The following is a 12959-nucleotide window of genomic DNA, read 5'->3' as shown; positions in this document are numbered from 1 at the left end:
GGACTATACGTCAGGCCGCCTTTTTCTCGTCGCGCAGCTCGCGGCGCAGGATCTTGCCGACGTTGGTCTTGGGCAGCTCATCGCGGAACTCGATGTACTTCGGCTTCTTGTAGCCGGTGAACTGCTCCTTGCAGAAAGCCATCAGTGCCTCTGCCGTCAGCGTCGGATCCTTGCGCACAACAAACAGCTTCACCGCTTCGCCGGAATGCTCGTCCGGCACGCCGACGCAGGCGCATTCCAGTACGCCCGGGTGCGCTGCGACCACGCCTTCGACTTCGTTCGGATACACGTTGAAGCCGGACACCAGGATCATGTCCTTCTTGCGGTCGACGATGCGCACGAAACCGCGCTCGTCCATGATGCCGACGTCGCCGGTCTTGAAGAAGCCGTCGGCGGTCATGACCTTTGCCGTCTCGTCCGGACGATTCCAGTAGCCGATCATGACTTGCGGGCCGCGGATCGCGATCTCGCCCGACTCGCCGATCGGCACCGGCTTGTCGTTGTCATCCAGGATGGCCACTTCCGTCGACGAAATCGGCACGCCGATGGTGCCGTTGAAGGTGGTGGAGTCCGCAGGGTTGATGGTCGCGGCCGGTGAGGTCTCGGACAGGCCGTACGCTTCGAGGATCGGGCGTCCGGTCACCTTCAACCACCGATCGTTGACGGCCTGCTGCACCGCCATGCCGCCACCGAGGGCGATCTTGAGTCCGGAGAAATCCAGCTTGGCGAAATCGGGGTTGTTCAGCAAGCCGTTGTAGAGCGTATTCACGGCAGGCAGCATATTGAACTTGTGCTTCTGCAGGTCCTTGATAAAGCCCGGGATATCGCGCGGGTTCGGGATCAGCAGGTTCAGTGCGCCCCAACGGGTACCCATCAGGTTGCAGGCGGTCAGCGCGAAGATGTGGTACAGCGGCAGCGCGCTGACGATGGTCATCGGTTCAATCTTCGGTTCCGCTTCCAGCGCCGGGCGCATCCAGGCATCGGCCTGCAGCACGTTGGCGAGGACGTTGCGATGCGTGAGCGTCGCGCCCTTCGATACACCCGTGGTGCCGCCGGTATATTGCAGGAAGGCGATATCGTCATGGTCGAGCTTTACGCGCTTGAAGCTCATGCGGCCGCCTTCGGCGATGACTTTCTTGAACGGCACCGCGCCCGGGAGCGAATACTCGGGCACCATTTTCTTCACTTTGCGCACGACGAAGTTGACCAGCGTGCCCTTGAAGCCGCCCAACAAATCACCCATGCTGGCAACGATGACGTGCTTGACACGGGTCTTGCCGATCACCTGCTGCAGCGTGGTGGCAAAGTTTTCGAGCAGGATGATGGCCTTGGCGCCAGAGTCATTTAACTGGTGCGACAGCTCGCGCGGCGTGTACAGCGGGTTGACGTTGACGACGGTGTAGCCGGCGCGCAGCACGGCGGCGATTGCGACCGGATACTGCAGCACGTTCGGCATCATCAGCGCCACGCGGTCGCCCTTGTGGAGGCCCTTGCCTTGCAGCCAGGCACCCAGCTTCTTGGAGAGCGCATCGACTTCTGCATAGGTCAGGAACTTGTCCATGCACACGTATGCGTTGCGGCTTGCATACTTCTTGTAGGCGTCTTCGAGGAGCTGTGCCAGGGATTCGTACTGCGTGTAATCGATTTCGGCGGGAACGCCCTTGGGATACGACTTCAGCCAAACCTTTTCCATCTTGTCTCGCTCTCGTTGTTTTGTTGAACCAGGGTCGGCAAAGTCCTCGCCGATTTCAGCGCATGCTAGTGACCGCCCTATGTACAGGCAAGCAGGTGCTAACAGGTTGTCCGCATAAGTCACCAAATTGGCCGGTTCGGTCACACGGGTGATTGATTTGGCCAACAGTCGGCGGGATGAGCTGTCGAACCGGAAACTCTTTGGACGAAATTACAGCGGCATGGTTCGCCAAAACAGCGATTGCGCCAAAGGTGTGCCGATGATGCATTTGCTGTCGGCGACCAGGCGCATCGGCAGGCGTTGGCTTAAACGCCCGGCTTGCGCCGGGGAAGCACAAGGTGCAGCACCGATTGCAGCAGCCGCACAACTGCCACCGGCATGGCAGGGCCAAGGCGCGCATAGTCGAACGAACGCGGCAGGTCGACGCGAATCGTACAGTCGCCGACGGCTTCCGCCAGCACCAGGCCGCCATTCGGGATCTCGTACACGCGTCCCGGCCGCAGGAAGACATCGGTCGGCTGGCCGCAGGCAGTGATCCATGCCACGCCGCTCACGCACTGTACCCGCCGCCCCTTGGCGCCGACCAGCCGCAGCGGGAGGTTTTCCACCAGCCTGCACTCGACCCGGCTGTAACTTGCCGCCAGTACTTTGGGTTCCATTGCTTTCGGTTTCATTGCATCGCTCCTTTCGTCTTTTGACGCTTTCGCCTCTGAAGCCATACAGTACGTGCAACACCAAACGGAAAACAGGCGCAGCAAATCGAAATTGTGATGGTCACAGTCACGGCCGCATTAAACTGTTATGGTCAAAAAACCATGCGACTGTGTCTTTGTCGCGCCACGGCGCAGCGCCACAATCGAACCATGTCCTCCCAGCTCAACCTTTACGAACACCTGGCCGATGAACTCGGCGCACTGATTGCCAGCCGCGTGTTTGCCCCCGGCGACCGGCTGCCGTCGATTCGCCACCTCGCGCAGCAGAAGCGGCTGTCGATCAGCACGGTGATGCAGGCGCTACGGGTTCTCGAGGATCGCGGGTTGGTGGATGCGCGGCCGCAGGCCGGTTTCTATGTGCGCCATCGGGCGCGTAACCTGGTGGCCTGCGACTCGCAATGCCTCGAAGAACCGACCTATGTCGGTATCCATAACCTGCTCATGCGCGTGCTGCGCGCCAACAAGTCGCCCGGCGTCATGCAACTGGCGTTATCGTGGCCGCCGGATGACCTGATGCCGGTCAGGCGCATGCAACAGATCATGAGCAGCGTCGCGCGCCATCGCCCCGAGATGCTGACGCAGGATGGCTGCTTCGACACCAACGAGCCGAACTTCGTGCGTCAGGTGATCCGCCGCGCCGTGGACTGGGGGCGCATCAATCCGCGCGAGATCATCGCGACCAATTCCTGCACCGAGGCAATGAGCCTTGCGCTGCGCGCCGTCGCCAAGCCGGGCGACACCATTGCCATCGAATCGCCGACGTATTTCGTGCTGCTGCAGCTGATCGAGAGCCTCGGCATGAAGGCGCTGGAGATTCCGACCGATCCCAAGACCGGGCTGTCGGTCGATGCGCTGGAACTGGCAGTGCGCGAAGGACTGGTGCAAGCCTGCCTGTTCGTGCCCAATGCGAACAACCCGCTCGGCTGCATCATGCCGGAGGAGAACAAGAAACGCCTTGCCAGCTTGCTGACGCAATATGACGTCCCGATGATCGAGGACGATGTGTACGGCGACCTGTGCTTTTCCGCGGAACGGCCGTGGCCGGTGAAAGCCTATGACGCCAGCGGTCATGTGCTGTTGTGCTCATCGTTCTCGAAGGTCATCAGCCCGTCAGCGCGCGTCGGTTATATCGTCGCCGGGCGCTATGCGGAACAGGTGGCCTTCCTGAAGAACGTCGCCAGCGGTGGCACCAATCATTTCTTCCAGGCGGTGCTGGCCGAGTTTGTCAGCAGCAGCAGTTACGACAACCAGGTGCGCAAGATGCGGCGTGCGATGGCGCAGCGCATTGCGCGCATGGCGGATGCGGTGTCGGAGTTCTTTCCGGCGGAATGCTCGGTATCGGCACCGCAGGGCGGCTTTGTGCTGTGGGTGCAGATGCCGCACGAAGTCGATGCGCTGGCCCTGCATCAGCGCGCGATCGAGCGGCATATCGCGTACATGCCGGGACAGCTGTTCTCTGCATCCGGCAAGTTTGGCAACTGCATGCGCCTCAATTGCGGCCATGTGTGGGGCAAGGAAGTCGAAAGCGCTGTGCGCACGCTCGGCACGCTGGTACATGATGCACTTGAACGGAAACCGGTGTACGCAAAACGCGCATAGCAGCCGGGAATTCTTTCCCTGCACAAAGCGGAATGCTTCGCTGAAAGGGATGGCTGCCCTGCCGCCCTTTTTCTTCGTCGAATGCAGCTTGAGGCCGCTCAATCAAATGGCCAACCTGCTCTTTTAACCTGTGTCGCGGCCATTACGCTGTACCTGACGGTTCTTGGTTTATCAGCGCGTAACGGCTGCCTGCCTGTTGTCTTCCGGCATACCGGAAATGCGCAAAGGAGGCAGTCATGTTCAGCAGAAAAATTCCTGCGCTTGCCTTGTTTGGTACCAGCATTGTCGCCAGCAGCGCATTGGGCGATGGCATGCGCGCCGACCGCATGCCCGATGCGAGGACGATCCTCGGCATCGACGGCACTGTGTGCACGCAAGCTGCGGGCAACACGGTGCGCAGTAACGCGCGGTGGCTCTACAAGATCGCGGCCAACCAGAAGGATAAGCAGAAGAACGAACTGAAACCCTACGGCACGCTGCCGCAGGACGAGCAGAAGGCGCAACAACAGCCAGACGGCACTGCAACCGAAGACCCGCCGCTGATGGCGGAACTTGGCACGCATTCGTACCGGATCACCACCCGCAATCCGCTGGCGCAGCGTTTCTTCGACCAGGGACTGCGGCTCGCGTATGGATTCAATCATGCCGAGTCGGCGCGCGCCTTCCGCATGGCGCAAAAGCTCGATCCAGGCTGTGCGATGTGCTTCTGGGGCGAGGCGCTGGTGCTCGGGCCCAACATCAACATGCCGATGGATCCGCAGGCAAATGGATCGGCGCTTGCCGCCAGCAACAAGGCTGTGGCGCTGAAGAAGCAGGCCAGCCCGCGTGAGCAGGCACTGATCGATGCGCTGGCCTTACGCTATTCGCCGGACCCGACAGCGGAGCGCCCGACGCTCGACGCCGCCTATGCAGACGCGATGCGCACGGTTGCATCGCGCTTCCCGAACGACCAGGACATCGGCGTGCTGTATGCGGAGGCGTTGATGAACCTGTCGCCATGGGATTACTGGGAAGCAGGCGGCGCGAAGCCGAAGGGCCGTACCGCCGACCTTGTAGCCACGCTAGAGCGCGTGCTGAAAGACAATCCCGAGCATCCCGGTGCGATCCACTACTACATACACACCGTCGAAGCGTCGACCGATCCAAAGCGTGCAGAACCGTATGCGGAGCGTCTCGGCAAACTGATGCCGGCGGCGGGGCACCTGGTGCACATGCCCTCGCATATCTACTATCGGGTCGGGCGCTACAAGGATTCCCTCGCTGCCAACAAGCAGGCGGTCGCGGTGGATGAAGCCTACATCGCCGACCAGAAGCCGACCGGCGTCTATCCGCTCGCGTATTACCCGCACAATGTGCATTTCGTGCTGGTATCCGCGCAGATGGCCGGCGACGGCGATACGGCAATCACGGCGGCCGACAAGCTGGCCGGCCTCGTTGGCGACGACACCGCGCGCGCCATTGCGATCGCGCAGCCGGTGAAGGTTGCACCCTACTTTGCGCATGCACAGTTCAGCCGTCCGGAAACCATTCTCGCGATTCCCCGGCCGGGCGACGGCCTGCCGTATGTGGAAGGCTTGTGGCACTACGCGCGCGGCATCGCCTTTATCGGGAAAGGCAATATGGACAGCGCCCGCAAGGAGCAGCAGGCGATCGACCAGCTCATGACATCAGGCGAATTCGACAACCTGAAGACCGCCGGCATCCCGGCGGATGACGTGCTGCAGATCGCGAGCAATGTCCTCAATGCGCGCATGGCGCAGGCAAACGGCGACCTCGACGAGGCGGTGGAGAACTTCGAGAAAGCTGCCGTGCTGGAGGACAAGCTCGCCTACATGGAGCCGCCGTACTGGTACTACCCGGTGCGCCAGTCGCTGGGCGCGGTGCTGCTGCAGAAGGGTGAGCTGGATGCAGCGGAACAGGCCTTCCGCGCCAGCCTGGCGCGTACGCCGAACAACGGCTGGGCGCTGTACGGGCTGACGCAGGTGTACAAGCAGCGCGGCGATACGCAACGCGCCGCAGCGGCGCAGGAACTGCTCGACAAGGCATGGGCGGGCAGTCGCGCGCAGCTGGACCTGGCGAAGCTGTAGTACTCCGCGGTCGCGTGCGGCAGGCGGGCGCCGATCAATGCGTCATGCAGTCACTCGACGACGCCTAGCTTGCCGCTGTGGCTGCCCATGTACCAGAGGCGACCCTTGGCATCGACAATCATCTTGCGGATGCCCTCATTCTCGGTGGGCAGCGGAAACACGCGGAATTTCTCGGTGGCCGGATCGAACAGCGTGACGGTGTCGGTGCGGATCTCGTTCGCCCACACCTTGCCGGCACCATCGACCGTTACGGCATAGGGCCGGCCTGATTCACCGGCCGGCATGTCGTAGCTTTTGACCAGCCTTGCACTCTTGGCGTCGATGCGCGACAACTTGCCGTCACCGTAACGCACCACCCACAGCGAGCCGTCCGGCGCGGCAGCAATGCGGCGCGGCAGGGAACCGTCGCCGAGGTCGATCTCGCTCACCTGTCCCGTCGCAGCGTCGATGCGCCCGACGCGCTGGCCGCTAGCCTGGCAGAACCAGACGTTACCCTGCCTGTCCATCGCCAGGCCGTAGGGGCCGTCGCGGGTATCGAACTCCGTCATCTTCCGGCTTGTGCGTTCAAAGCGCGTGACCTTGTCGGCCGACTGGTTGGTGAACCACAGCGCATCGCGACCATCGAAGATGATCGTGTGCGGGCTCCCGCCGGAGGGCACCTTGTGCGCCACCATCGTGCCCGGCTTGCCGTCGCGAAAAGGGATCTCGAGCAGCGTGCCATTGCCGTTCCCCGTCATCCAGACCGTGCCTTTCTCATCGACGACCAATCCATGCGGGCGCGTCCCCGGCGGCAGGTCCCATTCCTCAAACTGTTGCGTCTCCGGATCGAAACGCGCGAGCTTGTTGCCTTGCATGACGGCGATGTAGATCCTGCCGTCCGGCGCGGGAGCGGGGTCACGCGCAAACTTCGGTGTGGGCACCGCCCATTCCGTTACCTTGCCCGCCGGCTGCGATACGTCGGGCGCGACCGTGTAATTGGAGCCGCCGGCCAGTGCCGGCATCGGCAGCAGCGCGAGCATGCAGAAGAATGGTCTCATGAGGTGCCGCATGGTGTGCTCCTTCGTTCAAGGCATCTGCTCACCGTGGATGCGCCAGCTCCATCGCCCAGTAGTAACGATACGCGGCGCTGTCATTGCGCACGCACGAGACGGCAACTTCGGTGAAATTGCCGCTCATGATGTTCGCGCAGTGTCCCGGGCTGTCGAGCCAGCCCTGCATCACGCCCTCGGCATTCGCATAACCGGCGGCGATGTTTTCACCGGCGGCGGACCAGGTGTAGCCGGCAGCGGTAATGCGGTCGCTGAAACTGCGGCCATCCCTGCTGTCGTGCGAGAAGTAGTTGTTGCTTGCCATGTCGAGCGCGTGTGCGGCGGCGGCATCGAACAGCTTGCTGTTCCATCCCATCGCGGCCACGGCAGGATAGGAGGTGCTGCCGCAGGTGCGGGCGGAGGCGCGTGCCTGGTTAATGAGCGTGACGATTTGCTGCTGGAAGCCGGGGATGCCGCAGGTCTTGTCTGCGGGCAGCCCTCCTGCGGTGACAGGCGCAGTGGGTGACGTCGAATCGGCGGGGCCGGGCGCTGGTGCAGCGGACTGGCTGGGCGTATTCGACGGTGCCTGTTCCGGCTGGGGAGAGGGGGTGGATTCCGATGCGCCGTCACCTCCGCCGCATGCTGCCAGCACGAACGAAAGCGACGCCAACCATGATGCGGTTGTTCTGTTCAATTGTTGCTCCTGCAAATAAAAAAATGGGGCAGTGAAGCAGTGCCTCTTGCGTTGACCACAAGCGGGCAGTGCGATTCCCGCAACGCGCACATAAACTGCTTTCTCCGCAAGACAAAGTGACGTCATAATTACTTCGCGGAAAATTTCCCTATCCGCCTTGTCATTTTGAAAAAAGACGTCATGAAAAAAGACGAACTGGTATCCATTGGAGACTTGCATTTCCTGATCGCGGAAGATGACGAATTCCAGCGCCACTGGCTGGCTGTCATGCTGGCCAAGCTGGGGGCGCAGCATATCGTCGAAGCGGAAGACGGCCGCGTAGCGCTGAACATCCTGCAAAGCAGGACGCCTCCGATCGACATCAGCTTCGTCGACCTCAACATGCCCGATATGGATGGCATCGAGCTGGTGCGCCATCTGGCCAATGACGAACACACCACATCCATCGTGCTCACCAGCGCCCTCGGCTCTGCCCTTCTGCTGTCGGTGGAAACGATGTCAAAAGCCTACGGCCTTGACCTGCTCGGCACCTTCGAGAAGCCTGCGACGCCGGAACTGCTGACGGACCTGATCTCGAAGTACGTACCGCCGCATGCGCGCAACGCCGGCACGAAAGCGCCGCCGGCATTCACGCTGCAGGACATCCATGAAGGCATCCAGGCGGGGCAGTTCGAGCCCTTCTTCCAGCCGCAGGTGGAACTGGCGACCGGCAAGGTGCGCCTGGTGGAAGTCTTCGTACGCTGGCGCCATCCGGAATACGGCCTGGTACAACCGGCGGCATTCTTCCCGCAACTGGAAGCCAGTGGCCAAATGGATGAACTGAACTGGGCGATGATCGAGCGTGCCGTGGCCGCGTGCCGCAAATGGCACGACAGCGGACTGATGCTGTCGGTATCGATCAACCTGTCGGTCACGTCGCTGGCAGAACCGGGGCTTGCCGACAAGATCCAGAAGCATATCCAGCAGCACAAGATCGACTGCCAGTACGTCATGTTCGAGATCAGCGAAATGATGGCAATGACCGACGTGCCGATCTGCCTCGAGAATCTTGCGCGGCTGCGCATGAAGGGCTTCGGGCTGTCGATCGGCGACTACGGCACCGCGCATTCGAACGTGCAGCAGCTGCTGCGCATTCCGTTCCAGGACCTGAAGCTCGACCGCAGCTTCGTTGCGGGTGCGTCCAAGGATGAACACACGCGGATCGCGTTGCAATCCGCACTGGAATTGGCAACGAAGCTGGGACGCAACTCGGTGGCCGTCGGCGTGGAAACCCGCGAGGACTGGGACCTGCTGCGCGACCTGGGCTGCAACTATGCGCAAGGCTATTACATCGCCAAGCCGATGGAGCACGATGCGGTGCCGGAATGGATCGAGGAGTGGTCACACTTCTTCTGATGCCATCGCTGATCCCGGTGGACCGGTGCAGTGGCGCAACACCATTGCACCGGTCAATGCCGATGCGGCAGTTGCCTTCCTCGGCTCGCTCGTATTGACCGCACCCGGCACGTTACAGCGTTACACTAGGCGATTGTCTGACCGGTGTAATGCATCATGAAATTTTCCCATCTGGTTGAAATCAACGATCCGCGCAACCCGCTGATCGAAAGCCTGTCGCGCGAGCAGTTGTGGCGCGGCCTCGTGTTGCGTGCGGAAACGCCCACCGATTTCGTCCCCTACCTCGACCGCTGCGAGATTCTGGAGCGATCGGCACTGGTGATCTCGCGCGAACTGCACTACGGCGACCTGGTTGTGCGCGACCATGTGACCTTTCAGCCGCAGCAACGAATCGTGTATCACGTGCCGCAGCAAAAGGAAATTCCTGCGTCGCAGCTGACGATGACGATCGAGGAACCGCAGCCCGAAATTTTCTTCGTGCGCTTTGAGTACGAAGACGAGTCCAGCGAGGCGGCCGGCTCCGAGGAAGCCTTCTACAACGAATTCAAGCGCTCCGCCTATCAGGAGTCGGACATCGATACCATCCGCACCATACGGCAGATGGCGGAATCGGGACGGCTCGGCGACTGAAGAAGCGCCAGGAAAGAAAACGGGCATCCCTTGCGAGGACGCCCGGGGTGAGCGGAATGTTCTGCGAAATGTGCGGGATGTGCGGAGTGCGCTGGGTGCCTCGTTTGCGGTGACGCTGTGCTGCGCTCAAGGCATGGAAACGGTCAAGCCGCCGCCTCCATGCCTTTCACGCTTTCACGGTTTAATGCCGCTGCGAACGACCGCTCACGCGCTCTGCGCCATAGCGCACCGCATCCTTGACCTTGTCCCAGGTACTCTCGGGATGATTGGCTTCCCAGTCGCTGCGCAACTGCGGCTCGACGTCGGTCCATTCATAGTTCTTGAACCGGTCGCTGCCGGCCATCGTGGAGCCGTAGCGATAGGCAGAATCGTAATCCTCGTAGCGCCCGCCCGCGCTGCCATAGGCGCTCTGCCAGTGGGTACGGTAGTCGGAGTCATCCCCGGTTGCCATCGTGTCCGCGTAGTCGGTGCCGCGCGTGGCACTGGCGGTCGAGCCTGCTGTCGTGCCCGTTGTTGTGCCTGCCGTCGTGCGGGCCGCATTGCCGGCTGCGCCGAGCTGTTCGACTTCGACATCGGTGCGGCGCACGGTATCCTTGATTTCCTCGGTGCGCTGCCCGACTTCCTTGCTGACTTCCACTTCCTCGACCACGCGGGCGGACTTCGACACGATGGCCTCTTCAGCAGTCTCGCGCAGCTCGATCGAACCTTCCTTGAATGCGGCCATGTCGGCTTCGCTTGCCGGCTTGTCGACCGCATGGCGCTCGACCTTCACGTGCTCTTCGCGCAGCTGCACCGACTCATTCACGGGTTGCTCGCGTATGCGCTGGAAGACGCGCACGCCGCCGCGCTGCACTTCCCGCTTGCCGACGCGCAGTTCTTCCTCGACCACCGGGATGCGGGTCTTGCCTTCGCCCTGCTGCAGGTTTTGCGTGGCACTCGTGCCGGCGCTCTGGCCGGACAGATCCATGCCGGTATCGGTGCGGCCCTGTGCATACAGACCGCGCTCGCGCTCGATCTCGTCGGCGCTGTACATCGGTGCACTTTCGTCGTAGCCGGTCCACCCCTGGCTGCGCCATTGCGTGGAGCGCTCGTCGATATCGACCGGATCGTAGCGGTTCATCACATCGATTGCACGCTCGCGCTCTTCGTCGCTGTCGGCATACACGGTCAGCACGCAGCTGCCGCGCCGCACCGCTTCCGAATAGATGTCGCCATGCTCGCGGTATTCGGATTTGTCATCCATGCCGAACAGGGAGCGGAAGAAATTGCCGATGCCGCCGCCCGTGTCCCCCGTGTCGCTGCCGGCCGCAGTCGTCGTGGTATCCGATTCGGGATTCAGTTGCATGTCGTTACGGGAGAAACCGCAGGATGCCAGTTCATTCATTGCATTCTGCGCCTGTGCATAGCTGTCATATACGCCAATGACGGTGTTTTCCATGATCGTTCTCTCCTAAGTTAAGGGACTACGCCTGCGGGGACTGTCTGCAGGAACTGTGTGCGGATAAATCTGGCAGGTTCCCCGGGACCGTGTAGAGCGGTACGGCGAACGCATAAGTCATGCCTGCCGATCCTTTCCTTCATCGAAACGTTCCAAGGTCACTTCTTCTGCGCGCAGTGAGACGGTGCGTGGCGTTGCTTCGCGGTGCTGCTGACGAGTAATGCGGAGTTCTTCCTTCAACAGCAACTGCTTCTGCACCACCAGCACTTCCTCGAGCACCGGCACGACCAAGGTATTGCCCTCATAGCGCGTCTGCGGCGGGTCGGTGTCGGCTACCACGCGCCCGACGGGGACATGCTCCACCACGAGCTCCTCACGCAGCAGCGGCTCGTCCACGACCTGCTGACGTTCCGAGACGGTCTTGTGGATGCGTACGCCACGGCCGGTATCAACAGTGCGCTTGCCCACCTGCAGCTCCTCTTCCATCACTGGAAAAGTCATCTGCACCGGGCGCTGAACCGTGGAAGAATCGATGGAGAAAGGCAGGCGATAGGCGCCCTCCGCATCAGGTGCCAGCAAGCCCACAGGAACGAGCACCTGCGCGCCATCATCAAGCCGTACCCAGGCATGGGCATCAGGCTCATCCGGTATCTGCTGGATCGATACGACACTGGCCTGGTGTCCTTGTGCATCGACGACCCGCGCGCCTACCAGGCGGCCTGCATCATTGGAGCCTTCAGTAGCATGCGCCATGGCGAACCGCTCCATTCGGATCAAAGGATGGGGCGGCATGCAATTAGCACGCCTGAAGCGCAGTGCGGAAGCGCCGGCACCGTGTGACAGGCCGCGTGACTGCCTCCCTTGCCCGTTTTTACCGCCATGGGGAAAAGATTACATGGCGAACGCGCACGAACTATTTGGACTGCCTCAGGCTCTTACTCATAACCATCTTTTCGTCATGGAGGCAGCAGTGAGTACGATTATTGCAGGCCGGTTTCAGCAGCAGGAATCTGTAGAGGAAGCAACCGAGGAACTGGTGCGTGCCGGGTTTGCGCGCGAATGCATTGCTTCGTTCTTTGTCAATCCTGCCGGGCAGCACGATGCCTATCCCATCGGCGGCGACCATGCCGAGTCGCAGGGTGCACATGCTTCCGGTAAAGGTATTGTGAAAGGCGGGGCCACCGGCGCAGTGGTCGGCGCTGCGGCAACTTCGTTCCTCGGGCCGGTAGGTACCGTGACCGGCGCCCTGCTCGGCGCCCATGTTGGCGGCCTCGTTGGAAGCCTGTCGGAGATGAAGGAGCGCGGTGAAACCGGCGAACACGGTGAAGATGCAGACAATGCGACTCCGCTGCGTAAATCGGGAATGATGCTCGCCGTCTCGGTCAGCGACCACGATAACGAGGATCACGCCATCCAGCTCTTGCGCTCGCTCGGCGCAGACGACATCGAACGCGCGGACGGAACCATCCAGGATGGCGACTGGACGGACTTCGATCCGCTGTCCACGCCGGTGTTGCTACAACCGCCGCCGGACCTGCCGCAGGCGCCCGCGCCCGCACGGCGCGTGTGAGCACTGCCCTCGATTTAGCCTGACTGTGTGCGAGGCACGGTCGGCGTGGACGCCGAGTCCGAGAAGCGCAGCCATACATGAGATAAGGCGAGCATCGCAGGCTCGAGACTGG

Annotated in this window: 11 protein-coding genes; 5 read left to right on the top strand and 6 right to left on the bottom strand. The window is 61.8% G+C overall.

What is annotated here, in order from left to right:
• Positions 1–10: 10 nt before the first annotated feature.
• Together ACYVIA_RS07750 and ACYVIA_RS07745 are read right to left on the bottom strand one after the other, a co-directional pair.
• Positions 11–1693, bottom strand: coding sequence for a long-chain-fatty-acid--CoA ligase (locus tag ACYVIA_RS07750; RefSeq protein ID WP_460839531.1), 1683 nt, complete (start codon positions 1691–1693; stop codon positions 11–13).
• 305 nt (positions 1694–1998) lie between these two features.
• The gene (locus tag ACYVIA_RS07745; RefSeq protein WP_460839530.1) at positions 1999–2367 is read right to left on the bottom strand and encodes a DUF2917 domain-containing protein; all 369 of its coding nucleotides are present in this window, start codon (positions 2365–2367) and stop codon (positions 1999–2001) included.
• Positions 2368–2556: 189 nt separating this feature from the next.
• Here ACYVIA_RS07745 and ACYVIA_RS07740 point away from each other — a divergent pair, with 189 nt between their 5' ends.
• A complete protein-coding gene (locus tag ACYVIA_RS07740) occupies positions 2557–4005 on the top strand; it encodes an aminotransferase-like domain-containing protein (protein WP_460839528.1) in 1449 nt (482 codons plus the stop codon).
• 236 nt (positions 4006–4241) lie between these two features.
• Positions 4242–6092 (top strand): tetratricopeptide repeat protein, encoded by a 1851-nt coding sequence (locus ACYVIA_RS07735; RefSeq protein ID WP_460839526.1) that lies wholly within the window; start codon positions 4242–4244, stop codon positions 6090–6092.
• Positions 6093–6142: 50 nt separating this feature from the next.
• On the opposite strand, the gene ACYVIA_RS07730 is transcribed toward ACYVIA_RS07735, so the two are convergent.
• Both ACYVIA_RS07730 and ACYVIA_RS07725 read right to left on the bottom strand, forming a co-directional pair.
• Entirely contained in the window at positions 6143–7141 is a 999-nt protein-coding gene (locus ACYVIA_RS07730) for a Vgb family protein (RefSeq protein ID WP_460839524.1), read from the bottom strand.
• 28 nt (positions 7142–7169) lie between these two features.
• Positions 7170–7814 carry a CAP domain-containing protein gene (locus ACYVIA_RS07725; RefSeq protein WP_460839523.1) on the bottom strand — a complete coding sequence of 215 codons (645 nt, stop codon included), beginning with the start codon at positions 7812–7814 and terminating at the stop codon, positions 7170–7172.
• Between the two features lie 180 nt (positions 7815–7994).
• Between ACYVIA_RS07725 and ACYVIA_RS07720 the strand changes: the two genes are divergently transcribed.
• The gene (locus ACYVIA_RS07720) at positions 7995–9209 is read left to right on the top strand and encodes an EAL domain-containing response regulator (protein ID WP_460839521.1); all 1215 of its coding nucleotides are present in this window, start codon (positions 7995–7997) and stop codon (positions 9207–9209) included.
• Between the two features lie 156 nt (positions 9210–9365).
• Positions 9366–9839: an SRPBCC family protein gene (locus ACYVIA_RS07715; protein WP_460839519.1), complete on the top strand. Its 474-nt coding sequence runs from the start codon at positions 9366–9368 to the stop codon at positions 9837–9839.
• Positions 9840–10020: 181 nt separating this feature from the next.
• On the opposite strand, the gene ACYVIA_RS07710 is transcribed toward ACYVIA_RS07715, so the two are convergent.
• Positions 10021–11277, bottom strand: coding sequence for a YsnF/AvaK domain-containing protein (locus tag ACYVIA_RS07710; protein ID WP_460839517.1), 1257 nt, complete (start codon positions 11275–11277; stop codon positions 10021–10023).
• Between the two features lie 117 nt (positions 11278–11394).
• Complete coding sequence (locus tag ACYVIA_RS07705; RefSeq protein WP_460839515.1) at positions 11395–12030, bottom strand: YsnF/AvaK domain-containing protein; 636 nt, start codon at positions 12028–12030, stop codon at positions 11395–11397.
• 217 nt (positions 12031–12247) lie between these two features.
• On the opposite strand from ACYVIA_RS07705, the gene ACYVIA_RS07700 reads away from it, so the two are divergent.
• Positions 12248–12847 carry a hypothetical protein gene (locus ACYVIA_RS07700; RefSeq protein ID WP_460839514.1) on the top strand — a complete coding sequence of 200 codons (600 nt, stop codon included), beginning with the start codon at positions 12248–12250 and terminating at the stop codon, positions 12845–12847.
• The last annotated feature ends 112 nt before the right edge of the window (positions 12848–12959 follow it).

It is taken from the genome of Noviherbaspirillum agri (assembly GCF_054780595.1).
This window is presented reverse-complemented; position numbering and strand designations above follow the sequence as displayed.

Excerpts from the sequence above, each read along its gene's own strand:
- ACYVIA_RS07750 (WP_460839531.1), bottom strand. The coding sequence starts at position 1,693 with ATGGAAAAGGTTTGGCTGAAGTCGTATCCCAAGGGCGTTCCCGCCGAA.
- ACYVIA_RS07745 (WP_460839530.1), bottom strand. The coding sequence starts at position 2,367 with ATGAAACCGAAAGCAATGGAACCCAAAGTACTGGCGGCAAGTTACAGC.
- ACYVIA_RS07740 (WP_460839528.1), top strand. The coding sequence starts at position 2,557 with ATGTCCTCCCAGCTCAACCTTTACGAACACCTGGCCGATGAACTCGGC.
- ACYVIA_RS07735 (WP_460839526.1), top strand. The coding sequence starts at position 4,242 with ATGTTCAGCAGAAAAATTCCTGCGCTTGCCTTGTTTGGTACCAGCATT.
- ACYVIA_RS07730 (WP_460839524.1), bottom strand. The coding sequence starts at position 7,141 with ATGCGGCACCTCATGAGACCATTCTTCTGCATGCTCGCGCTGCTGCCG.
- ACYVIA_RS07720 (WP_460839521.1), top strand. The coding sequence starts at position 7,995 with ATGAAAAAAGACGAACTGGTATCCATTGGAGACTTGCATTTCCTGATC.
- ACYVIA_RS07715 (WP_460839519.1), top strand. The coding sequence starts at position 9,366 with ATGAAATTTTCCCATCTGGTTGAAATCAACGATCCGCGCAACCCGCTG.
- ACYVIA_RS07710 (WP_460839517.1), bottom strand. The coding sequence starts at position 11,277 with ATGGAAAACACCGTCATTGGCGTATATGACAGCTATGCACAGGCGCAG.
- ACYVIA_RS07705 (WP_460839515.1), bottom strand. The coding sequence starts at position 12,030 with ATGGCGCATGCTACTGAAGGCTCCAATGATGCAGGCCGCCTGGTAGGC.